This is a genomic window from Brevundimonas sp. SGAir0440, assembly GCF_005484585.1.
Classification (GTDB): Bacteria; Pseudomonadota; Alphaproteobacteria; order Caulobacterales; family Caulobacteraceae; genus Brevundimonas.
Genome location: NZ_CP039435.1, coordinates 1,390,747 through 1,413,443, shown reverse-complemented (window position 1 = coordinate 1,413,443; position 22,697 = coordinate 1,390,747). Strand labels below are relative to the sequence as shown.

Here is a 22,697-nt window from a genome sequence, read left to right as displayed (position 1 = left end):
GTAATCACTTTCCAGTGACAGCCCGTCGCCCCGGACCCAAAGAAGGCTGACCCCCAAAATGGACGATGATGTGAACGGAGCCATACGGAACCCGCCCGCCAGACTGGTGGTCGGAATTTCAGGGGCTTCCGGCGCCGTCTATGGCGCCCGGGTGCTGGATGCGCTGAACGATCTGGGCGTCGAAAGCCATCTGGTCGTGACCAAGGCCGCCCTGCTGACGCTGTCGCAGGAGACCGATCTGTCGCCCGACGAACTGACGGCCAAGGCGTCGGTGGTTCACAAGCTGGGCGACGTGGGGGCGACGATCGCCTCCGGCTCGTTCCGCACCCTGGGCATGATCGTGGCGCCCTGCTCGATCAAGACGATGAGCGAGATCGCGACGGGCGTGACCTCGACCCTACTGACGCGGGCGGCGGACGTGACGCTGAAGGAGCGGCGACCGCTGGTGCTGATGGTGCGCGAAACGCCGTTCCACCTGGGCCACCTGCGCACCATGACCGCCTTGGCCGAAATGGGCGCGACCATCGCCCCGCCCCTGCCCGCGCTTTACGCCCGGCCGAGCTCGATCATGGAGATGGTCGATCAGTCGGTGGGGCGGACGCTGGACCTGTTCGGCCTGGATTGGGGCGCGGTGCGGCGCTGGGAAGGCCTGAAGTCATGAGGCTGTGGGACTGGGCTGTCGCCGCCTATGGCGCGCCGGGGGTTGGCGAGGCGTGTCTGGCGCTGCAGGACAGCCACGACCAGAACGTGCCCTTGCTGCTGTGGTCCGCCTGGGTCGCGGCGACGGGCCGAAAGCCCGACGAAGAGACGATCGAGGCGGCCTGCGACACCGCCCGGGCCTGGGACAGCGTCGTGGTCGCCCCGCTGCGTTCGGTGCGGCGGATCCTGAAGGCGCCGGTGCCCGACATCGACGACGGCCCGCGTGAGAGCATGCGCAACCGCATCAAGGCGCTGGAGCTGGAGGCGGAGCGACATTTGCTGGACGCGTTAGAGGCGCTGGCGCCCGAACCCGGCGGGCCGGCCCGTCCGATCATCGACGGCCTGGCGGCCACGGCCCGGATGTGGGCGGACGTCACCCCGCGTCCGGCTCTGATCCGGCTCGCAGACGCCCTTCCGACCTGAGATCAGCGTGGCTATAACCGGCCTGAGACGAGCGGCGTGGAGATGACACGATGAACGACGACACGCCTGCGATCACCGAGGAAATGGCCGAGCTTCAGGCGCGGGTGAACCATCTGCGCCAGGAACACGCCGACCTGGACGCCTCGATCGAAGCCCTGGGTCAGGCCGCCATTCCCGACCAGCTGATGATCGCTCGGCTGAAGCGCAAGAAGCTGGCGCTGAAGGACGAGATCGTGAAGCTGGAAGACCGCATCCTGCCCGATATCATCGCTTGATTTAACGAGGCGGACAGTAGGTTCCGCCCTGCGACCATCCGCCGCCCCGCCCCAGCCCCAAAGTCGCCAAAGCCCGCAGGCATAAGCCGCCCTCCCACGGAACGCCGTGCGCTGTCGGGGCGCCGCTTCCTTCATTCCAGAGCGTAGAGACGCTGGAAAGGCCGCCGAATGCGACGCCTGCTATCCAACGCGCCGATGGCGCGGTGCAAGACCCTGTTGATCCACTCCGGCCAGACGGCCGCCTTCGCCGCCGTGGCCGTTTTCGCCGCCGCCGCCGCGCCAAATGCTGCACGCGAGGCCGCCTTGCCGCCGCCGACCCAGATCGCCGCGCCGGTCTCGCCGCCCCTGAAGGCCGAGGTCGAGAAGGCGGGTCCGATCACGCGCCAGATCGCCTTCACCGCCCCGGTGCGCGGCTATGCGATCAACTCGCCGTTCGGCCTGCGCAAACTGGCCATCGAAGCCAAGGCGCGTGCGCACAAGGGTGTAGACATCGCCGCGCCGAAGGGCACGACCGTTTTCACTGCCGCCGAGGGCGAAGTCATCCGCACGGGCTATGACCCCGAGGGCTATGGCAACTTCATTGAGGTGCGCCACCCCAACGGCATGAGCACCCTGTACGGCCACCTCAGCCGCATCGATGTCGCGAACGGCGATGCGGTCGCGCCTGGCCAGCGCATCGGTCTGGTCGGCTCCACCGGCTATTCCACCGGCCCGCACCTGCATTTCGAGGTTCGTCGCGGCGGCGCCCAGGTCAATCCGACCAAGGTGGTCGACCGCCATTTCGAAGTGACGGTGAAGGCCAAGGCCTGACGCGCATTACGTTGCGACGGGCGCGGCAAACGTCCTAGTGTCCCCTCTCGTTCTGGGAGGGATGAATATGAACAAGATCGTCGCCGCCGTCGTCGCGGGCCTTTTGGCCGCCACGCCCATCGCCGCTTCGGCACAGGACTATGGGCGCTACAGCGACGCCGCCGCACAGACCGAGCTGTCGCGCCTGGCGGATGTGCAGATGGCGGTCATGGTGCCGATGCGCGACGGCGTGGGACTGGCCACCAATGTCTATCGCCCCAAGAACGCGTCCGGCCCCTTGCCGACCGTTTTCGTCCGCACGCCCTATAACGAGCTGGCCTACAACGCCCGCACCACGCGCTCGGCCCTGAGCTGGGTCAGCAAGGGCTATGCCTTCGTCATCCAGAACGAGCGGGGACGGTATTTCTCGGGCGGCGACTATCAGATTCTGGGCTATCCCCAGACCGACGGCTATGACGCCCTGACGTGGATCGCGGCCCAGCCCTGGTCGAACGGCAAGGTCGGCACCCTGGGCTGTTCGTCCTCCGCTGAATGGCAGCTGGCCCTGGCGGCCCAGAACCACCCCGCCCACGCCGCCATGGTGCCCCAGGCTTCGGGCGCCGGCATCGGCAAGGTCGGCCGGTTCCAGGAACAGGGCAACTGGTACACCGGGGGCGTGCCGCGCAACCTGTTCTTCGTGTGGCTGTACGGCGTGGACAATCCGCAGCGCGCCCAGATCCCGATGGATCTCGATCAGGAAACCCGAGCCCGCATCGTTCGCTACAACGACCTGGACGCCAAGAAGCCGGATGTGAACTGGCCCAGTCAGATTCGGCATCTGCCGGTCAACGAGATGCTGAAGGACCTGGGCGAACCGGCCGGCACGTTCGAGGAACTGATCGCGCGCACTCCGTCCGATCCGGCCTGGCGTCAAGGCGGCCTGTATCACGACGACATGGGCTGGGGCGTGCCGTCCCTGTGGTTCAACAGCTGGTATGACGTCTCGATCGGGCCGAACATGGAGCTGTTCAACCACGCCCGGTCCACGACCCAGGATCGCGAGGCTGCCGAGAACCAGTATGTCGTGGTCGGCCCCAACAACCACTGCGCCTTCGGCGGCCTGGGGCCGAACTACAAGTCGGGCGACCGGCCGCTGGGCGACGCCACCTTCGACAGCGACGCCTTGGTGCACGCCTGGTTCGATCGCTGGCTGAAGGGCGAACGCCGCGCCTTCCCCGAGAGCACGCCGCACGTGCAGTATTTCAACATGGGCGAAAACGCCTGGCGCACGGCCGCGCAGTGGCCGCCGGCCGGGGTCAAGACGGTGCGGATGTATCTGCGCTCGGGCGGTTCGGCCAACAGCCTGAACGGCGATGGTATGCTGAGTCTTCAGCCGCCCCCCGCCGGCGAGCCGGCCGACCGCTATCGCTATGATCCCATGAACCCGGTCCAGACCATCGGCGGCGGCGATTGCTGCAACGGCGGGCTGGTCACGGCCGGGGCCTTCGATCAGCGGCCGATCGAGGCGCGCAACGACGTGCTGGTCTATACGTCGGAGGCGCTGACCGAGCCGATGCAGGTCACCGGCTTCATCGATGCGGTGCTGAAGGTGTCGTCCTCTGCGCCCGACACCGATTTCGCGGTCAAGCTGGTGGATGTGGCGCCGGACGGCACAGCCTATATCCTGGGCGACACCATCATGCGGGCGCGCTATCGCAACGGCTATGACCGCCCCGCGCCCCTGACGCCGGGCCAAGTGGCGACCGTGCAGCCCACGCCGCTGACCATCAGCAACACCTTCCAGCCGGGTCACCGCATCCGGGTCGAAGTCACCAGCTCCAACTTCCCCAAGTTCGTGCGCAACCTGAACACGGGCGGACCGAACGAGACCGAGAGCCAGGGCGTGGTCGCCGACAACGCCATCCATCACGCGGGTGACGACGCCTCCTACATCGACCTGCCTGTGGTGAAATAGGCAACCCCGCGCCGAAGTCGCTGGCGTCCCCTGTCGTCGGATTCTAGTCTGACAACAGGGATTTGGGAGGCGACATGGCGGCGTTGACGCTGGATGGGGTGAACAAGCGATACGGCGATTTCCACGCCGTGCGTGATCTGAGCTTTCAGGTCGAGAAAGGGTCGATCTGCGGCTTTCTGGGACCGAACGGGGCGGGCAAGACTTCGACCCTGCGGATGATCCTGGGGTTGCAGCCGGCGACGTCGGGGCGAATCGAGATCCTGGGCGCCGACGACGGGCGCAAGGTGCGCGACCGGATCGGTTTCCTGCCCGAGGAGCGCGGTCTCTATAAGAAGATGACGCCGGTCGAGGCCATCGCCTTCTTTGGCGCGCTGAAAGGCCTGCCGGTCGCCGAGGGCCGCAAGCGCGCCAAGACCCTGCTGGAGCAGCAGGGGCTGGGCGAGGCGCAGAAAAAGAAGATGAAGGAGCTGTCCAAGGGGATGGCGCAGAAGGTGCAGCTGATCGCCTCGGTCGTGCATCAGCCCGAGTTCGTGATCCTGGACGAACCCTTCTCCGGTCTGGACCCGATGAATCAGCAGGGCCTGGAGGCGATGATTCGCGGGCTGGCCGCGAACGGCGCCACGGTGCTGTTCTCCACCCACGTGATGCAGCATGCCGAGCGGCTGTGCGACAAGGTCGTGCTGCTGGCGCGCGGCAAGAAGGCGTTCGAGGGGACGGTGGACCAGGCCAAGGCCACCTCGCCGCGCTTCCTGAATCTGGATGGAGCGATCAGCGCGGACGCCGCCGCCGCCCTGCCCGGCGTCGCGGGCGTCGAGACCCTGTCCGACGTCGATGGCGTGCGTCGGCTGAAGATCGCCCTGGCGCCCGGCGCTGGGGGCCAGGACACCTTGAAGACGGCCTTCCTGAACGGGCTGGACGTGCGCGGCTTCGCGCTGAAGGAGCCGACGCTGCACGACGCCTTCATCGGCCTGACCGGCGACCATCCCGACCAACCCGTCGCATCTGTGGAGGCTGTCCGATGAACCGCACCCTGCTGATCGCGCGACGCGAATATGTCGCCTACGCCAAGACCGTCGGCTTTTGGCTGTCGCTTCTGGCCTTTCCGCTGTTCGCCGTGCTGGGCGGCGGCATTCCGGCGCTGATCAAGGCCTCCGAGCCGATCAAGTCGGTGGCGGTGATCGAGGAAGGCCCCAATGCGACGGGTCTGGCCGCCGCCGTACGCGCCTCGTTGCAAGCCGATGTGGACCGTCAGAACGAGCGCCTGCGCGAAGCCGCCGAAAAGGGACAGGCGGGCGCCGGGCGCGCCGTCGCCTCCATCACCGGCCCCAAGATTCGTCTGGTCGACGCGCCGCCCGCCATCGCCGACGTCGTCGGCCCGGCGCGTGACGAGGCGATCCGCAAGGCGCTGGACAAGCAGACCTCCAAGGCCAGGCGCCTGGACGCCGTGGTCTTCCTCAGCCGCATGGATGGAAAGCCCGCCGCCCAGGTCTGGACCGCGCGTGCGACCGACAACGACGTTTCCAGCTTCGTCCGCAACGCCCTGCGCGATGCACGGCGCACGGAACTTCTGACCGCCGCCGGGGTCGCCCCGGCCGTGGCGCAGGAGGTTCAGACCTTCCGGCCCGAAGTGAAGTCCTTCTCGCCCAGCGCAGCGAGCGGTGGCGAGGTGTCGATGCGTGACCGGATCCCGTCCTTCATCGGCCTGGGCGTCGGCTTCCTCTTGTGGTCGCTGGTCATCACCGGCGCCTCCATCCTGCTGAACAGCGTGATGGAGGAGAAGTCGAACAAGATCCTGGAGGTCCTGCTGTCCTCGGCCTCAGCGACCGAAATCCTGACGGGCAAGGTGCTGGGCGTGGCGCTGCTGACCCTGACGGTCATGGGGGTCTGGGGCGGGATCGGCGCCTTCACCCTGATTTCGGCCTCGCCCGAGACGGCGGCGACGGTCGGACAGGTGCTGCTGCACGACGGCCTGATCTTCTATTTCATCGCCTATATGGTCGGCGGCTATATGATGTATGCGGTGCTGTTCGCCGCCATCGGGGCCTTCTGCGAGACGCCGCGGGACGCCCAGACCCTGATGGGGCCGATCATGATGATCCTGGTCGTGCCGATCCTGGTGATGCAGATGGCCCTGACCAGCCCGGATGCGCCGGTGGTCAAGGTGCTGTCCTGGATTCCCTTCTTCACCCCCTTCCTGATGAGCGCGCGCGCGCCCAGCGACCCGCCGCTGGTGGAGGTGATTCTGACGCTGATCGGCATGTTCGCGACCGCCGCCTTCATGGTCTGGATCGCCGGGCGGGCCTTCCGCGCCGGTGCGCTGTCGGACGTGAAGCTGAGCTGGAAGAGCTTCGGCCGGGCGATCACCGGGCGGGCGTAGGCGGCACGGTTGTCTCCTCCCCGTCGCGTCGCGATGGGGAGGTGGCGCGGCGCTTCTTCCGTCAAAACTTGAAGAGCCCTGCCCCACGCTCCGCTGAAACGAACGCAAAGAAAAAGGCCGCTTCCCGAAGGAAGCGGCCTTAAATCTTTCGGCTTTCGCCGGGGTCTTAACGACCGCCGGGAACGCGCGGCTTCGGCGCGGGCAGCAGGCCCTCGCGCTGCATGCGCTTGCGCGCCAGCTTGCGGGCGCGACGGATGGCTTCAGCCTTTTGACGGGCGCGCTTTTCCGAGGGCTTCTCGAAGTGCACGTGGCGCTTCATTTCACGGAAGCTGCCCTCGCGCTGCATCTTCTTCTTCAGGGCTTTCAGCGCTTGGTCGACGTTGTTGTCGCGAACGAAAATCTGAACCAGGTTAAACTCTCCTTTGGCCGCCCGCCGCGTCCTGTGAGGGAGACGGGCGAACAAAATAAAATCGTCTTCCGACAGCCGGGCTCTCGGATGAAGGCGCGCTGATACACGAGCCGCCCCCTTCTGTCCAGATCGTCGCGACCATTCTTCAAGGCTCGAAACGCCATGACGACCAGCGTATGATCGCCCTTATGACCGAGACGACAGACTGGGCCGACCGGACCGAACAGACCGTGCTGGACGCCGCCATCGCCCGCGCGCCCGCCCTGGGCTGGAACGCGCGTCTGGTGCGCGAAGCCTGCGAGGCGTGCGGCCTGTCGCAGGGCGATGAGGAACTGCTCCTGCCCAACGGCGCGCGCGATCTGGCGGCCCTGCTGTCGCGCCGCCATGATGCGCGAGCGCTGGCGGCTCTGGGTGAAATCGACGCCAAGTCGCTGAAGATTCGTGAGCGAGTCGCGCGCGCCGTGTCCGAGCGGATGGAGGCCGGCGCCGCCGACCTGGAGGCCACGCGTCGCTGCGCCGCCTTCCTCGCCCTGCCCGTCAACGCCGACCTGGGGCTGAAACTGGCCTGGGAGAGCGCGGATCATCTGTGGCGCTGGGCCGGGGACGAGGCGACCGACTGGAATCACTATTCGAAGCGGACGATCCTGTCCGGCATCCTGATTCCCGCCCTGACCATGCGCTGGTTCGACGGCCACGAAAAGGCCGAGGCCTTCGTCGCCCGTCGGATCGAAAACGTCATGGCCTTCGAGAAATGGAAGGCGGGCAAGGATTTCGACGCGCCGTTCCGAAAGGTCAGCGATGCGTTGAGCCGCATGCGGTATGGAGCGAGGGTGTAAGGCGAACGCGTCAAGGTTGCCGAAAAGCGCAACCCATGCGCCCCCTTCACTCCAACGGGGAGTGTAGGATGCAAAAGACTATCGTCTTGAGTGGCTTAGGCGTTTTGGCCGGGTCGGCGCTTTTGAGCGCACTTTCTTACCAAGAGCCGCCGTCACAAATGAAACCGAAGGTCTGCTGGGTTGAGAGCAAGCCGATTCCCAACGGCGCGTTTAATGTCGTGCGGTGTGACGCGACCAAGGTCGGCTGATCAGACCACGCCCAACACCCGGTTCACATGCGCCATCTTGCGGCCGGGGCGGGCTTCGGCCTTGCCGTAGAGGTGCAACCGTTCGTCGGACTTGGCCGACAGCTTGCGCCAATCCTCGACCTCGTCGCCCAGCAGGTTTGTCATTTCAATGCGGGCATGGGCTGTATTGGGGCCGAGCGGCCAGCCGGCGACGGCGCGGATATGCTGTTCGAACTGGTCGCAGACACAGCCGTCCTGGGTCCAGTGGCCGGTGTTGTGAACGCGCGGGGCGATCTCGTTGACCAGAAGCACGTCGTCTCCGAGGTCGAACAATTCGACGCCCAGAACGCCGACGTAGTCCAGCCCGTCCAGGATCGCCTCGGCTATGGCGCGGGCGCGAACCTGCGTCTTCTCATCCACGGCGGCGGGGGCCAGGGTGGTGCGCAGGACGCCGCCTTCGTGCCGGTTCTCGCCCAGCGGATAGACCGCCATATGGCCGTCCCAGTCGCGGGCGGCAATGACCGACAGTTCGCGCACGAAGGTCGCCTTGGCCTCCAGGATGGCCGGACGACCGCCCAGGCTTTCCAAGGCGGCGGGCGCGTCCTCGATGGCGTGGATCCAGACCTGGCCCTTGCCGTCATAGCCTTCGCGGCGGGTCTTCAGGAGGGCGGGCAGCCCCAGTTCGGTCAGGCCGACGACCAGATCGTCCAGCGTATCGACGACGGCGAAGGCGACGGTCGGGGCGCCGACGGCGTTTAGGAAGGTCTTTTCGTCCACCCGATCCTGCGACACGCGAAGCGCCGTCGGTCCCGGCGCGACGAGGGCGCCGGCCTCGGCCAGACGCTCGATGGATTCGGCCGGCACGTTCTCGAACTCGAAGGTGACGACATCGGCGGCGCGGCCCAGCGCCGACAGGGCCTTGGGGTCGTCATAAGCGGCGACGATCTGGCGCGCCGAGACCCGGCCGGCCGGGCTGTCGGCCTCGGGGTCCAGGATCACGACGTCGAAGCCCAGGCGCGAGGCGGCCTGACTCAGCATCCGGCCCAGCTGGCCTCCGCCGATGATGCCGAGGGTCGAACCGGGGGGAAGCGGAAGATCAGGCACTTAGTCCTCGACGGTTTCTGCGACGGATTCGGTCTGGGCGGCGCGGAAGGCGGCCAGGCGTCCGGCCAGTTCTTCGTCCGACAGGGCCAGGATCTGGGCGGCCAGGATGCCGGCGTTGGCGGCGCCTGCCTCGCCGATGGCCAGGGTGGCGACCGGAACGCCGGCCGGCATCTGCACGATCGACAGCAGGCTATCCATGCCCTTCAGCGCCTTGGACTGGACCGGCACGCCCAACACCGGCAGTTCGGTCATAGAGGCGGCCATGCCGGGCAGATGGGCGGCGCCCCCGGCCCCGGCGATGATGACCTTGTATCCGGCGGCCTTGGCGCCCGTGGCGAACTCGACCAGGCGTTGGGGCGTGCGGTGGGCGCTGACGACCTTGGCGTCCCAGGCGACGCCCAGTTGATCCAGGCGATCGGCCGCCAGCTTCATGGTCGGCCAGTCGGACCGGCTGCCCATGATGATCGCCACCGGGGTTTGGGAAGTCGCCATGTCTGCAAGGCCCCTCGCGGAAAGGCGCCGGTTACAGCACGCGGGTGACGCCCGCAACCGCAACACCGTGATTTCAGCCGGGTCGGCCCGTAATGTCGGCCTTCAATGTCGGCGGATCACGCTCTACCATCGTTCGACCGCGCGACGCAGACTGAGTCGCGCCTTCGGAGCCATCCCTGCGCCGTGACCGACGTGGCCGAACACGACCTGACCGCCGAGATCGCGCGCCTGCGCGTCGAGCTGGAAGCGTGGAAGACGCGCGCCGCCGCCGCCGAGGCCGCCGCCGACCACGATGTGCTGACCCCCGCCCTGAACCGGCGCGGTTTCATCACAGCGATGCAGCGGACCATGGCCTATTGCCAGCGGCACGGGGTGCCGGCGGTGCTGCTGTATCTGGACATGGACGGGTTCAAGAGCGTCAACGACAGCCTGGGCCATGCGGCCGGCGATGCGGCCTTGGTCGCGGTGGCGAAGCTATTCCTGGCCAATCTGCGCGAGTCGGATGCGGTGGGGCGGCTGGGCGGGGACGAGTTCGCCCTGCTGATGTTGCACGCGGGCTATGAAGAGGGCCGGGCCAAGGCGCGTCAGCTGGCCGAGGCGCTGAAGACCGAGGGCTTTGTCTGGGACGGCCAGAAGACCGAACTGGGCGGCTCGTTCGGGGTGCGCGCCTGGGACGGCCATACCGACGCCGAGGTCTGGCTGACCGAGGCCGACGCCGCCATGTGGGTGAGGAAGAAGGGGCGCTGAGGCCCCTTCCCGCCCCTGCCGCTTAAAGCGGCAGTTTCAGCTGAATGCCGCCCATGTGGCTGTCGGCGTGGTCGCCGAAGCGGCCGCGATAGCCGACCGTCACCTTGACCGGGCCGAGCGAACCCTCGACGCCAGCCGAGGCTAGGAACTGGCCGCCGAACGGATCGTCGATCTCGCGCGACAGCACCTGCGCCGGGTTGTTGTAGAGGCCGACGCGCAGCGGATCGGAGCTGTCGTCCAAAGCGTCGCGGTAGCCGCCTTCGGCGAACAGGCCGAACCCGCCCATTTCAGCCTCGGCGCGCAGTGCGACCTCGCCGGCCAGAGCCTTCACCGTGCGATCGCCGTACTGATACTGGGCGCCAACGCCCTGTTCGTAATAGCCGTCCACGTCGCTGGACACATAGGCCAGGGCCGCACGGGGCGACAGGGCGACGCCGCCCATGTCGAACCACATGCCGCCTTGCAGACGCGCGCCGCTGCTGAGCGCGCGGGTTTCGGCGGTGTGGACGATCGGCGCGAGGCTGGTCGTGCGTTCGATGTCGTCGATGTTGTCGCGCGCCACGCCGACGGCGGCGTTGACGAAGACGTCGCCCGAGCGCCAGCCGCCATAGACGTCCAGGCCGAAGCTTTCGACGTTGAACTGCAGCGCCTGGCTTTCGACGTCGGTGTTGCGCGCCGTGCCGGCCAGACCGAAGCGCCAGTTGGCCGAGGGGCCGGCCTCAAGCGCAATACGGGCGCCCCAGCCGTCGCTGGACGAGCTGGTGACCGAGCCGCGCGCGTCGGTGTCGACGCTGTCGATCAGGGCCGAGGTGGTGACGGACACGCCGGCCTCCCACGGCTGGCGCCCCGACAGGGCCTCGCCCGCGGCGTCCAAAGCATCCTCGCGGTGACGATAAGCCGTCTCGCCCTGCAGGGTCGATTGGGCGCCGATGTCGCCATAGTAGAGGTAGTCGGTCGCGAGTTGGGCGATGATCCGGTGGCCCGCTGCGGTCGGGTGGACATCGTCAAAGTAGAAATAGCTGTCTGGGTTCGCGCAAACCGTAACCCCGTTGAAGCACTTGTCAGTGATATTGGTGATGCCGAACAGCCCTGGATTGGCGGCCAGCGTGTCGCTGACTTTGAACAGGTCCATCATGATGATGTTGCTGCCTGGACGCGCGGCGGCGGTGGCGGTCAGATTGGCCTGTAGCGCCGTGTTGAAGGTGGTCACCGCATAGTCGGCCAGCGGCGCCGCCATCTGGCCGCGGAAGAGAGGTGTCAGGCTGAGCTTGGGAAGGTTGGTGACCAGGATGGTCCCGGCGCCGGCGCCCGCCACGGTGCTGACCAGCGTGTTGACGTTAGTGGCGGCGGTCGTGGCGACCGGGGTGATGGCGGCGACCGGATTGGTGGTGAGGCCGGCGGCGGGCAGGCCTTGGAAGATGTCGTTTGCGCCGCCCAGGACGCTGACCAGATCGGTCGAGCTGAAGCGGCCGCCCGCAGCGGTGTAGCGCGACAGCTGGTTCAGCATGCCGAACGGCACGCCGGCCGAAGCGTCGGTGCGCGAGCCGCCGAAGGCGTAGTTGATGCTGCCCGTGACCGAGCCGTTGAAGTTGGCGGCGTTGAAGCCCAGCAGTTCAACGAAGGTCGGACCGTTCGAGAAGCGGCGCGCATAGGGCGGCGACGGCGGCTGGGTCCCTCCCGAGATCAGAAACAGGTTGCCGTTGTCGCTGAGGCTGTCACCGAAGACGACGAGACGGTTGTAGGTCTGGGCCGAGGCTGAGCCGGCAAAGGCGCAGGCGGCGAGCGCCAAGGCGGCGACGGCGCCGCCGGTGATGAAGCGTGACATGAATATCCTCCCGCAGCCGTCGTTGCGCGGCCGTTCGACGTGAGGATGCGCCAGTTCACGCCAAGCGCAAGATGCCGCGAGGTCAGCTTTGAGAAGATATTTATGAGCGACGTATCACTGCAACGTGCGGAACTTCAGCGTGCCCGGCACCGTCTTGAGTTCACGCAGGGCCTCCGGGTCGTAATCGCGGTCCACGTCGGTGATGACATAGCCCGTGCGCTCGTCCGTTTTCAGGTGCTGACCCAGGATGTTCAGGCCCGCCGACGCCAGGGCGCGGTTCAGTTCGGCCAGCACGCCCGGCTGGTTCCTGTGGATGTGCAGGATGCGGTGCGCGCCCGAAACCTCTGAGAGTTGGACGTTAGGCAGGTTGACGCTGAAGGTCGTGTCGCCCCGGTTCAGATAGCCCAGCAGACGTTCAGCCGCGAACTCGGCGATGGCCTCCTGCGCCTCTTCGGTCGAGCCGCCGATGTGCGGCGTCAGGATCATGTTGGGCAGGCCCTGAAGCGGGCTCTCGAAGGGGTCGGCGTTGGTGCGCGGCTCTTCGGGGAAGACATCGACGGCGGCGCCGGCGACCCGGCCCGAGCCGATCGCCTGGGACAGGGCGCCGACATCGACCACATGGCCCCGCGCCAGGTTCAGGAACAACGCGCCTTCCTTCATCCGGCCGAACTGGGCCGCACCGAAGATGTCAGCGTTCTCCTTGCGGCCATCGACATGCAGGGTGACCACGTCGCTTTCGGCCAGCAGTGCGTCCAGCGAGCGCATGCGGCGCGCATTGCCCAGGGCCAGGCGCTCTGACAGGTCGTAGAACAGCACCCGCATGCCCAGGTTTTCAGCCAACACCGACAGCTGGCTGCCGATCGCGCCGTAGCCGACGATGCCCAGGGTCTTGCCACGCAGCTCCTTTGAGCCGGTGGCGGACTTGTTCCACTTGCCGACATGCATGGCGGCGGACTTGTCCGCCACGTCGCGCATCAGAACGATCATCAGGCCGATGGCCAGTTCGACCACCGAGCGGGTGTTCGAATAGGGGGCGTTGAACACCGCCACGCCGTGATCCGAGGCCGCGTCCAGGTCGATCTGGTTGGTGCCGATGCAGAAGGCGGCGACGGCCATCAGCCGATCGGCCTGTTCCAGCACGCGGCGGCTGACCGTGGTCTTGGAGCGGATGCCCAGGACATGGACGCCCTTGATGGCGGCGATCAGATCGTCCTCGTCCAGCGCGCCCTTCTGGGTTTCGACCGAATAGCCCGCCTCTTCCAGCCGCTCGACGGCGGCGGGGTGGATGTTTTCCAGGAGCAGCATCTTCATGCGGCTGCGCGGGAAGGACCAGCGACCGACCAGCCCTTCGGCATGCAGCACCTCGTCGAGCGACGCGGCCTCGGCGTCGGCGACCTGGACCACCGGCGCGCGGCGCACGACCTCGGTGAAGGCGTAGAAGGCGTCAGCGGCGCCCGCGATCTTGACCTCGGCGTCGTTCCAGCCATCGCCCACCATGACGACGCGGCCCGACAGGTTCAGGCCGTGAATGGCGGTCGGCTTGCCATTGGCGTGCGACAGCGGGTTGGCGTCGTCCACGCCGACCACGCGGTCGTCGGCGTCATAGATCAGATCGTTGCACAACACGCGATCGGGAGAGACGCCCAGCTCTTCGGCGACGGGCGCAATCACCTCGCGGAAGCCGCCGGAGAGGATGACGACCTTGCCCTTGTTTTGCTGAAAGAAATTCAGGTTGCGCCGCACCGACGCGGTCAGGTGGTCCGAAGCGCTCTGGGCCAGGGCGGCGACATGGGCGCGGGTCAGCGGCAACAGCGTCAGCCGACGGCGCAAAGCCTCGCCGAATTCGATCTCTCCGGCCATGGCCTGATCCGTCAGCGCGGCGATCTGAGCGCGCACTTCGGATGCGCCCGGCGCATCCGTAAGGGCGATGTCGGCCAAGGCTTCCAGGGTCTCGAAATCGACCAGGGTCGAATCGAAGTCGAAGATCAGTGTGGGGCGCGCGCTCATGGGCGGCGTCTTAGCGGCCTTCGCGCCTGCGGCAAAGCCGGGCGATGCTGCTCACTGTGGGCAGATGCGCTAAAAGTTTGCCGCCCGCCGCGGTTTTCACCGGGCGGGCGGCACGAAAATGTCAGAAGCGCGCGATGCGACGCACGTGGCTGTCGGGACGACGGCTTTCGAGCACCGCCGCGCCGACGGCTGCGGCGATGGTCGCCACTGCCAGCAGCGCGCCGCCTTCGCGGGCGTGATCACGCGCATATTGACCGGCGTCGTCAGCATAGCGGCGCGCCGTTTTGCCATGCTTCTTCAACGCCTTCTTGCCGTCTTTGCGGGCCGAACGGATCCAATCGTCGGCGCGGTCGCGCACGTCATAGGCGGCGTCGGCCGCACGGTGGCGGGCGTCGCGCGAAAAGGAGCTGGCGCGTTCACCGACATCCTCGGCGCGGTGGCGGAAGGCGTCGACGGCATCGTGGAAACGGTCTCGCAGTTCGGACGTATTGACCCAGCCGCGCGGGTCGATGCGCGACTTGATGCGCTGGTAACGGGTAGGACCGCTGCGTTGCGTCAGATAGACGACGGCGACCGCGCCGAGGGCGACCGCGAGGAGGCTGCCGGCGGTGATGCCGGGGTGTTTGCGAATCTCTTCGATCGGATCGATGTCGCGGATCATCGGCGGAACCTCTTCAGTTATTGGCGTCGTGAACGGAGCGACGGCTCCGCTTGAGCCAAAAGAGCGATCCGCGCCGAAATCGGTTCCGTCGCCCTCCCCCAAGACCCGGCGGATTAGCCCCCTTATCAAGTCGCTTACGGGCGCCTACATAGCCGCGATCCCGAAATGACGCCCCAAAGGACCTCGCCGTGACCGATCACGCGCCCAACATTCCCGTTTCCGACGATCTGGCCGCCGCCTTCCAGATCGAAGGCTGGCCCGTGCGCGGTCGCCTGGTTCGCCTGGGCGCGACCATCGACAAGATCCTGGCCGCCCACGCCTATCCCGAGCCGGTCGCCGCCCTGCTGGGCGAAGCCTGCGCCCTGGCGGCCCTGATCGGCTCCAGCCTGAAGTTCGAGGGACGGCTGCTGGTCCAGGCCCAGGGCGACGGCCCCGTGCGGTATGTCGTCGCCGACTATGGCACCGACGGCGCCCTGCGCGGCTACTGTCGTTATGACGAGGCCGAGGTGGCCGAGGCGTCCAAGGGCTTCGCCCGGCCGGGCGCCCGGTCCCTGCTGGGCCAGGGCGTGTTCGTCATGACGCTGGATCGCGGCCCGGATTTCGAAAGGACCCAGGGCATCACCCCCATCGAGGGCGAAAGCCTGTCGCTGGCGGCCGAACACTATTTCCAGCAGTCCGAACAGGTGCCGACCAAGGTGCGCCTGGCGGTCGGTGCGGTCGAGACCGAGGCCGGTTCGCAATGGCGGGCCGGCGGGGCGATGATCCAGATCATCGCCGGCGACGAGACGCGCGGATCGACCGAGGAGGTCTGGGACCGCACCCGCGCCCTGTTCGGCACCCTGGCCGACGACGAACTGGTCGACCCGACCATCTCGCCCGAGACGCTGCTGTTCCGCCTGTTCCACGAGGACGGGGTGCGGCTGGAGGGCGCGCGAGAACTGACGGCCGTCTGCCGTTGCTCGCGCGAACGGATCACCTCGGTCCTGGCCTCGTTCGATCCGGCCGAGCGCGCCGAGATGCTGGAGGACGACGGCAAGATCCGCGTCACCTGCGAGTACTGCGCCACGGTCTATGCGCTGGATCCCGACGAAGTGGTCGCCGAGCAAATCTGAACGAGAAAGGGCGGCTCCGGGGAGCCGCCCTTTTTTTGATCTCAGCCTTCCAGATCCAGCGAATAGCCCGCCGAGCGGACCGTACGGATGGGATTGGCGCTTTCGTCGGCTATGGCCAGGGCCTTGCGCAGGCGCCCGACGTGGACGTCGACCGTGCGGGCCTCGACATAGACGTCCGAGCCCCAGACCGCGTCCAGCAGCTGCTCGCGGCTGAACACCCGTCCGGGGTGCTGCATGAAGTGGTCCAGCAGGCGGAACTCGGTGGGGCCAAGATGGACCTCCTTGCCGTTGCGCTTCACCCGGTGCGAGACGCGATCCACGACGATGTCGCCGTGGTTCAAGCGGTCGTCGGCCAGGCCCGGACGAATGCGGCGCAGGACGGCGCGGATGCGCGCGATCAGTTCGACCATCGAAAAGGGCTTGGTCAGATAGTCGTCGGCGCCGGTGTCCAGACCGCGAACCCGGTCGCTCTCCTCCCCGCGCGCCGTCAGCATGATGATCGGCAGGTTGCGGGTCTCGGCCTTGCCGCGAATGCGACGGCAGACCTCGATGCCCGACAGCTTGGGCAGCATCCAGTCCAGCAGCACCAGATCGGGCAGACGCTCATCGATCTGGAGCATGCCCTCCTCGCCGTCGGCGGCGACGGCGACGTCGTAGCCTTCCTTTTCGAGATTGTACTGAAGAAGGGTCGCCAGCGCGTCCTCGTCTTCCATCACAAGGATATAGGGCTGCACGTCGGGTCTCCGGTCTCGGGTCAGCGCGTCGAAAGGTTCGGCGTCGGATCGGAATCCTCAGCCGTGGGCTGGGCGCGCGGGCGTTCGCCCACGATGTCCTCGCCCGTGATCTCGTAATGGACGGTCTCGGCGATGTTGGTCGCGTGATCGCCGATCCGCTCCAGGTTCTTGGCCATGAAGAGCAGATGGGTGCAGGCCCCGATAGTGCGCGGATCGCCCATCATGTAGGTCAGCAGTTCGCGGAACAGGGCGTTGTAGTGCTCGTCGACCTCGTCGTCGGTCTGCCAGACGGCGACGGCGCGATCGAGTTCCGAGGCCGTATAGGCGTCCAGCACATCGCGCAGGCGGGTCGACACCAGACGGCCCATCCGCTCGATCGAACGGGTCAGGGGCTGCATCGGCTGGGCTTCGGCCAGGATCAGCGCGCGCTTGGCGATGTTCTTGGCCAGGTCGCCGGTGCGCTCCAGATCGGTGGCGATCTTCATGGCGCCCAGGGTGCGACGCAGGTCGCTGGCGACCGGCTGGCGCAGGGCGATCAGGCGGATCGCCTTCTTCTCGATATCGCGGTGCAGGGCGTCCAGTTTCAGATCGCGTTCGACCACGGCGCGGGCCAGGGCGATGTCGCGGCGGGCGACGGAATCGATGGCGTCCGCAACCTGGGCCTCGGCCAGGCCGCCCATGCGGGCGATCTCGGCCGTGATCTGGTTCAGTTCGTCGCCATAGGCTTTGACGGTGTGCTGGTTCATCGGATTAGCCGAAGCGTCCCGTGATGTAGTCGAGCGTGCGCCGTTCGCGCGGGTTCTGGAAGATGTCTTCCGTGTCTCCGGTCTCGACCAGACGACCCATGTGGAAGAAGGCGGTGCGTTGAGACACGCGCGCGGCCTGGGCCATCGAGTGGGTGACGATGACGATGCAGAACCGCTCGCGCAGTTCGTCGATCAGCTCCTCGATCCGCGCCGTGGCGATGGGGTCCAGCGCCGAGCAGGGTTCGTCCATCAGGATGACCTCGGGGTTCACGGCGATGGCGCGGGCGATGACCAGACGCTGCTGCTGGCCACCCGAGAGACCCATGGCCGACGACTGTAGGCGGTCGGCGACCTCGTCCCACAGACCGGCGCGCTTCAGCGCCTTTTCGACGACCTCGTCCATCTCGGCCTTGGACGACACCAGGCCGTGAATCTTGGGCCCATAGGCGACGTTTTCGTAGATCGATTTCGGGAATGGGTTCGGACGCTGGAACACCATGCCGACGCGGGCGCGCAGAAGCACCGGGTCGATGGAGCGGTCGTTGATGTCCTCGCCGTCCATGGCGATGCGGCCCGTGACCTTGGCCCCGGCGATAGTGTCGTTCATGCGGTTCATGGTCCGCAGGAAGGTGGACTTGCCGCAGCCCGACGGACCGATCAGGGCCGTGACGGTCTTGTCCGGAATATCCAGCGAGACGTCGTAGAGCGCCTGTTTGCCCTCATAGAAGACCGAGACGTCGCGCGCGGCGATCTTGATCGGACCGACGGGCGGGCTGTCGACCACGGCGGGACCCGACCGGGGCGTGGCGTCCTCGATGCGCGGTTCGGCGGCTGCGCCCTTGGACGGAGCGATTTCGGGCAGGACCTGACCGCCCATGCGCGGCGCTTCGGTCGGATCGACCGAGCCGGCGCCGGTCTGGTCCTCGGCGGAGCGAAAAATACGGAATTTCATTCTCTTACCACCGACGCTCGAAGCGCCGCCTCAGGATAATGGCCGCCGCGTTCATGATGATCATGAAGACCAGAAGGACGATGATCGCCGCAGCGGTGCGTTCGTGGAAGGCCCGCTCCGAGGCGTTCTCCCAGATGTAGATCAGCGAGGGCAGCGCCCCGACCGGCTGGTCGATGGCGTGCGGCACGCCCGGCACGAAGCTGACCATGCCGATCAGCAGCAGCGGCGCGGTCTCGCCCAGGGCGTGGGCCATGGAGATGATGGCGCCGGTCATGACGCCGGGCATGGCCAGCGGCAAGACATGGCTGAACACCGTCTGGGTCTTGGATGCGCCCATGGCCAGGGCGGCCTCGCGGATCGACGGGGGCACGGCCTTCAGCGCCGAACGGGTGGCGATGACCAGGGTCGGCAGGGCCATCAGCGCCAGGACCAGACCGCCGACGATCGGACTGGCCCGCGGCAGGTGCATCCAGTTGATGAACAGGGCCAGACCCAAGAGGCCGTAGACGATCGACGGCACGGCCGCGAGGTTGTTGATGTTGACCTCGATGATGTCGGTCAGCTTGTTCTTGGGCGCGAACTCTTCCAGCCAGATGGCCGCACCGACGCCCAGCGGAATGGCGATCAGAGCCGTGACCATCAGCATCAGGGCCGACCCGACCACGGCGCCCAGGACGCCCGCCAGCTCGGGCTGCGTGGAATCGCCGTTGGTGAACAGGGCCGTATTGAAGTGGGCGCCGATCACGCCATTGGACTTCATCCGGTCCAGCCAGGCGATCTGCTGATCGGTCAGGCGGCGCTGATCCTCGGGCGTGTCCTTTGAGATTTCGCCCTTCAGATACAGATCGGCGTCGTCGGACAGCGGCACGGCCAGGGGCACGGTCTCGCCGATGACTTCGCTGCGCTTGGCGACCAGATCGGCGGCGACGAACTTCAGCTCAGACGAGAACAGCCGCTTCATCTGCGCGGCCTTCGTTCCGGCCGCGTCGTCCTGAATGCCCATCCGTGCCAGTTGCTGCTCGGCGGCCAGTTGTTCGAAGTTGGAGCCCTGCGGATAGGCGCGATCGACGCGCGCCGGGTCCATGAAGACCGGCACGGTGACGGTGTGGGTGTAGAAGGCGGTGTGGCCCTGCTCGACGATGCGGACCAGCAGCACGGCCAGGAACAGCATGGCGGCGGCGATGGCCAGGCGGCCATACCATTTGAAGCGCGTTTCCCTGGCGTGACGACGCTTCAGACCCGCACGCAGGCGGTCCAGACGTCCGTTGGCGGCCGCGCCGGCGATCTGATCGGGGGTCGCGTCAGTCATATTGTTCCCGATAGGTCTGCACGATCCGGTGGGCGATGATGTTCAGCATCAGGGTCACCAGGAACAGGGTCAGGCCCAGGCCGAAGGCGGACAGGGTCTTGGCGCTGTTGAACTCCTGGTCGCCGGTCAGCAGGGTCACGATCTGGACCGTGACGGTGGTGACGGTGTCCAGCGGATTGAAGGTCAGGTTGGCGGCCAGGCCCGCAGCCATGGTCACGATCATGGTCTCGCCGATGGCGCGCGACACGGCCAGCAGCAGGGCGCCGGCGATGCCCGGCAGCGCGGCGGGCAGAAGAACCCGCTTCACCGTCTCGGACTTGGTCGCGCCCATGGCGAACGAGCCGTCACGCAGCGACTGGGGCACGGCGTTCAGAATGTCGTCAGACAGGGACGACACGAACGGGATCAGCATGATGCCCATCACTGCGCCGGCCGTCAGGGCCATCTGGTTCTGAACCAGGGCCAGGTATTGGCCCAGCCCGTCCAGCGGTCCGCCGATCAGGAAAAGACCGATCTCGTTGAACAGGACCCGCAGCAAGGGCCCGACGGTCAGGGCGGCGAAGAAGCCGTAAACGACGGTCGGCACGCCGGCGAGAACCTCCAGCAACGGCTTGATCACGGCGCGGGTCGTGCGGCTGGCGTATTCCGACAGATAGATGGCCGACAGCAGGCCGATCGGCGCGGCGACGCACATGGCGATGACCATGATCAACAGGGTGCCGGCGAACAGCGGCACGGCCCCGAAGGCGCCCGAGGACCCGATCTGATCGGCGCGGATCGCTATCTGCGGGCTCCATTGGGTGCCGAACAGGAAGTCGAGAACCGGCACCCTCTGGAAGAAGCGGAAGCTGTCGAAGGCCAGGGAGGCGATGATGCCCAGGGTCGTCAGGACGGCGATGGCCGAGCAGACGAACAGGGCGCCGTAGATCCAGCCCTCGACCCGGTTGCGGGCGCGCGTCTGAGGCTTGATCTGCGTCAGGGCGAACAGGCCGCCCAGGATGGCGGCCAGGATGGCGGCGACGCCGCCGCCCCACGACAGGGTGCGTTCGATGCGAACCATGCGACGCGCCTCAACCGGCAACTCTTCGGCCAGCGGACGCTCCCAGATCTGCATGGCGGGCTCGCCACGACCCACGCGGTGGGCGTCGGCGAAGAAGGCGTCGCGACGGAAGGGCTCCAGCGCCGCGACTGCATCAGGCGTGCCGGCGGCCGTCAGCTGACGCTGAAGCGGGGCGGCGAACACCGAGGCCAGGATCAGCACCAGCAGAGCCGGCGCGGCGACCCAGATCAGCGCATAGGCGCCGTGCTGACCGGGGCGGGAATGGGGCTTTGCGCCGATCGCACGACGACGCGCCAATGCACGCCCGCCCAGGAAGGCGGCCGCACTCAAGGCGACGAGGATCAGCAGATAAATCCAGATCATTCAGAAGTCCGAAGCGCCGTGCGCGAATCGACGACGGTCCTGAACATCGGGACCAACGCGGCGCGACTACTGCCTGCGAATGGTCAGCGGATTACGACGGGTCGATGACAGTTGGGTGACAGCGATCGGCCGCCGCGCTCTCAGCGTCGCTCGACCGGCTGGGGAAACCAGGCGGTGAAGGCCGCGCCCATGCCCGGTGCGCTTTCGACCACCAGACCGCCTTGGTGACGGTTGATGATGTGTTTGACGATGGCCAGTCCCAGCCCCGTCCCCTGCCGCTCGCCGCTCTTTTGACCCTCGACCCGATAGAAGCGCTCGGTCAGGCGGGGCAGATGTTCGCGCGCCATGCCGGGCCCATGGTCGCGCACCGTGACAGCGGCATAGGAAACGCCCGCCGTGCGGTCCGGCGTGACCAGCGGCAGTCGTGTGGCGCCGGGCATGCGCGAGGCCCAGGCCTCATCGAACGACAGGTCCGAACGGACCGAGATTTCGACCGTCCCGTTGCGTGACGAATATTTGACGGCGTTGTCGAGCAGGTTCTGCACCACCTGCAATATCTCGTCGCGATCGCCGCTGATCGACGCCCTCGCCTCCCCTTGATCGAGGGCGATGGCGATCTCTTTTTCGCGCGTCAGTACGCTGATGGCGTCGACCACGTCAGAGGCGGCGCGGTCCAGATCGACGCGGCCAGAGGGCGGAATATGCTCGTTCAGCTCGATCCGGCTGAGCGACAGCAGATCCGCGACCAGCCGCCCCATCCGGTCCGCCTGCGCCGACATGATGTCCAAGAACCGGTCGCGCGCAACCACGTCCTCACGGGCATGGCCTTTCAGGGTCTCGATGAAGCCGCTGAGCGAGGCCAGGGGCGTACGCAGTTCGTGGCTGGCGTTGGCCAGGAAGTCCACGCGCATCATCTCGATACGGCGCGAGTCCGTTTCGTCGCGCAGGATCAGCAGGGCCAGCTCGGACCCGGCCTTGCCTGACGCTTCGAGTGAGAGCGGACGGGTCCAGGCACGCCAGCGTCGGTCACGCTGACCGCCCGTCGCATAATCCGTGGTGCGGGCCGTCCCGCCGAACAGGGCCTCGTCCACCGCCTCCAGCACACCCGGTTCGCGGATCACCTGGACTAGCAAGGCGCCCTGACGCTGGATGCGCAGAAGCTCGCGCGCCGCCGCGTTCGCCATGACAATGCGCCGCCCGGCGATGTCGTCCGGTTCGCCGCCGCTGACCACCAGCACCGGATCGTCCAGCGCCTCGAACACCCGGTCGAGAAGATCGCCCGTCACCACGTCGATGGCGGGCTCGGTCGCGGCGCCTTGGCTGGTCGCCGGCTCGGCCCTGCTCGCCTCGCTCATGTTCAAAAGCCAGGCCGAGGCCGCCACGATCACCGCCCCGCCGACCAGCCAGTTGGCCAGTTCGGGATGCAGGATCGCCAGCACCAGCAGGGTCACGATGGCGATGCCGATGCTGGCGCCGACCGTCCAAAGCCGCGAGGTGGAGACCGGCGCGACGGGCGATGGCGAGACTTCGTAAGGCATGGGTCCGGGCGACCTCGAACTGAAGAACGATTCCGAT

22 protein-coding genes and 1 pseudogene are annotated in these 22,697 nt (G+C 67.1%); 10 read left to right on the top strand and 13 right to left on the bottom strand.

Annotated elements, in window-relative coordinates:
- Positions 1–58 precede the first annotated feature (58 nt).
- From E7T10_RS06890 to E7T10_RS06860, 7 genes are all read left to right on the top strand, one after another.
- The gene (locus E7T10_RS06890; protein WP_055754993.1) at positions 59–661 is read left to right on the top strand and encodes a UbiX family flavin prenyltransferase; all 603 of its coding nucleotides are present in this window, start codon (positions 59–61) and stop codon (positions 659–661) included.
- Positions 658–1,122, top strand: coding sequence for a TIGR02444 family protein (locus E7T10_RS06885; RefSeq protein ID WP_137721234.1), 465 nt, complete (start codon positions 658–660; stop codon positions 1,120–1,122). The genes E7T10_RS06890 and E7T10_RS06885 overlap by 4 nt, the downstream gene beginning before the upstream one ends.
- Before the next feature lie 50 nt (positions 1,123–1,172).
- Positions 1,173–1,397 carry a YdcH family protein gene (locus E7T10_RS06880; RefSeq protein ID WP_017505991.1) on the top strand — a complete coding sequence of 75 codons (225 nt, stop codon included), beginning with the start codon at positions 1,173–1,175 and terminating at the stop codon, positions 1,395–1,397.
- Between the two features lie 168 nt (positions 1,398–1,565).
- Entirely contained in the window at positions 1,566–2,207 is a 642-nt protein-coding gene (locus tag E7T10_RS06875) for a M23 family metallopeptidase (RefSeq protein WP_045810279.1), read from the top strand.
- A 67-nt stretch (positions 2,208–2,274) separates the two neighbouring features.
- On the top strand, positions 2,275–4,161 hold the full coding sequence (locus E7T10_RS06870; protein WP_246846129.1) for a CocE/NonD family hydrolase: 1,887 nt from the start codon (positions 2,275–2,277) through the stop codon (positions 4,159–4,161).
- 74 nt (positions 4,162–4,235) lie between these two features.
- On the top strand, positions 4,236–5,183 hold the full coding sequence (locus E7T10_RS06865; RefSeq protein WP_137721232.1) for an ABC transporter ATP-binding protein: 948 nt from the start codon (positions 4,236–4,238) through the stop codon (positions 5,181–5,183).
- Positions 5,180–6,538: an ABC transporter permease gene (locus E7T10_RS06860; protein WP_137721231.1), complete on the top strand. Its 1,359-nt coding sequence runs from the start codon at positions 5,180–5,182 to the stop codon at positions 6,536–6,538. The genes E7T10_RS06865 and E7T10_RS06860 overlap by 4 nt, the downstream gene beginning before the upstream one ends.
- Positions 6,539–6,704: 166 nt before the next feature.
- Here the strand turns inward: E7T10_RS06860 and rpsU are convergent, their stop codons facing one another.
- Positions 6,705–6,947 (bottom strand): 30S ribosomal protein S21, encoded by a 243-nt coding sequence (gene rpsU / locus E7T10_RS06855; RefSeq protein WP_026108547.1) that lies wholly within the window; start codon positions 6,945–6,947, stop codon positions 6,705–6,707.
- A gap of 188 nt (positions 6,948–7,135) precedes the next feature.
- Between rpsU and E7T10_RS06850 the strand changes: the two genes are divergently transcribed.
- Positions 7,136–7,783 carry a COQ9 family protein gene (locus tag E7T10_RS06850; protein ID WP_168189902.1) on the top strand — a complete coding sequence of 216 codons (648 nt, stop codon included), beginning with the start codon at positions 7,136–7,138 and terminating at the stop codon, positions 7,781–7,783.
- Between the two features lie 248 nt (positions 7,784–8,031).
- On the opposite strand, the gene E7T10_RS06845 is transcribed toward E7T10_RS06850, so the two are convergent.
- Positions 8,032–9,114 carry a 5-(carboxyamino)imidazole ribonucleotide synthase gene (locus E7T10_RS06845; RefSeq protein ID WP_137721229.1) on the bottom strand — a complete coding sequence of 361 codons (1,083 nt, stop codon included), beginning with the start codon at positions 9,112–9,114 and terminating at the stop codon, positions 8,032–8,034.
- Positions 9,115–9,606 carry a 5-(carboxyamino)imidazole ribonucleotide mutase gene (purE, locus tag E7T10_RS06840; protein ID WP_039245324.1) on the bottom strand — a complete coding sequence of 164 codons (492 nt, stop codon included), beginning with the start codon at positions 9,604–9,606 and terminating at the stop codon, positions 9,115–9,117.
- Between the two features lie 183 nt (positions 9,607–9,789).
- On the opposite strand from purE, the gene E7T10_RS06835 reads away from it, so the two are divergent.
- Entirely contained in the window at positions 9,790–10,353 is a 564-nt protein-coding gene (locus E7T10_RS06835) for a GGDEF domain-containing protein (protein WP_137721228.1), read from the top strand.
- Positions 10,354–10,375: 22 nt separating this feature from the next.
- Here E7T10_RS06835 and E7T10_RS06830 read toward each other — a convergent pair whose 3' ends face one another.
- The 4 genes and pseudogenes from E7T10_RS06830 to E7T10_RS06820 all read right to left on the bottom strand — a co-directional run bounded on the left by E7T10_RS06830 (position 10,376) and on the right by E7T10_RS06820 (position 14,846).
- Positions 10,376–12,178 carry an autotransporter domain-containing protein gene (locus E7T10_RS06830; RefSeq protein WP_137721227.1) on the bottom strand — a complete coding sequence of 601 codons (1,803 nt, stop codon included), beginning with the start codon at positions 12,176–12,178 and terminating at the stop codon, positions 10,376–10,378.
- Positions 12,179–12,292: 114 nt separating this feature from the next.
- Positions 12,293–13,489, bottom strand: coding sequence for a phosphoglycerate dehydrogenase (serA, locus tag E7T10_RS16120; RefSeq protein ID WP_371276295.1), 1,197 nt, complete (start codon positions 13,487–13,489; stop codon positions 12,293–12,295).
- 216 nt (positions 13,490–13,705) lie between these two features.
- A pseudogene (locus E7T10_RS16115) lies at positions 13,706–14,185 on the bottom strand (HAD family hydrolase); the annotation flags it as partial.
- 121 nt (positions 14,186–14,306) lie between these two features.
- Positions 14,307–14,846, bottom strand: a complete 540-nt coding sequence (locus E7T10_RS06820) for a hypothetical protein (protein ID WP_137721225.1) — start codon at positions 14,844–14,846, stop codon at positions 14,307–14,309.
- Between the two features lie 188 nt (positions 14,847–15,034).
- On the opposite strand from E7T10_RS06820, the gene E7T10_RS06815 reads away from it, so the two are divergent.
- Complete coding sequence (locus tag E7T10_RS06815; protein WP_137721224.1) at positions 15,035–15,958, top strand: Hsp33 family molecular chaperone; 924 nt, start codon at positions 15,035–15,037, stop codon at positions 15,956–15,958.
- 41 nt (positions 15,959–15,999) lie between these two features.
- On the opposite strand, the gene phoB is transcribed toward E7T10_RS06815, so the two are convergent.
- From phoB to E7T10_RS06785, 6 genes are all read right to left on the bottom strand, one after another.
- Positions 16,000–16,692: a phosphate regulon transcriptional regulator PhoB gene (gene phoB / locus E7T10_RS06810; protein WP_017505977.1), complete on the bottom strand. Its 693-nt coding sequence runs from the start codon at positions 16,690–16,692 to the stop codon at positions 16,000–16,002.
- Between the two features lie 20 nt (positions 16,693–16,712).
- Entirely contained in the window at positions 16,713–17,438 is a 726-nt protein-coding gene (gene phoU, locus E7T10_RS06805) for a phosphate signaling complex protein PhoU (RefSeq protein WP_039245339.1), read from the bottom strand.
- 4 nt (positions 17,439–17,442) lie between these two features.
- A complete protein-coding gene (gene pstB / locus E7T10_RS06800; protein ID WP_137721223.1) occupies positions 17,443–18,390 on the bottom strand; it encodes a phosphate ABC transporter ATP-binding protein PstB in 948 nt (315 codons plus the stop codon).
- 4 nt (positions 18,391–18,394) lie between these two features.
- Complete coding sequence (pstA, locus tag E7T10_RS06795; RefSeq protein WP_137721222.1) at positions 18,395–19,699, bottom strand: phosphate ABC transporter permease PstA; 1,305 nt, start codon at positions 19,697–19,699, stop codon at positions 18,395–18,397.
- Positions 19,692–21,122 (bottom strand): phosphate ABC transporter permease subunit PstC, encoded by a 1,431-nt coding sequence (pstC, locus tag E7T10_RS06790; protein WP_137721221.1) that lies wholly within the window; start codon positions 21,120–21,122, stop codon positions 19,692–19,694. Before pstC ends, pstA begins: the two co-directional genes overlap by 8 nt.
- Before the next feature lie 140 nt (positions 21,123–21,262).
- Positions 21,263–22,660: an ATP-binding protein gene (locus E7T10_RS06785; protein WP_137721220.1), complete on the bottom strand. Its 1,398-nt coding sequence runs from the start codon at positions 22,658–22,660 to the stop codon at positions 21,263–21,265.
- Between the last annotated feature and the right edge of the window lie 37 nt (positions 22,661–22,697).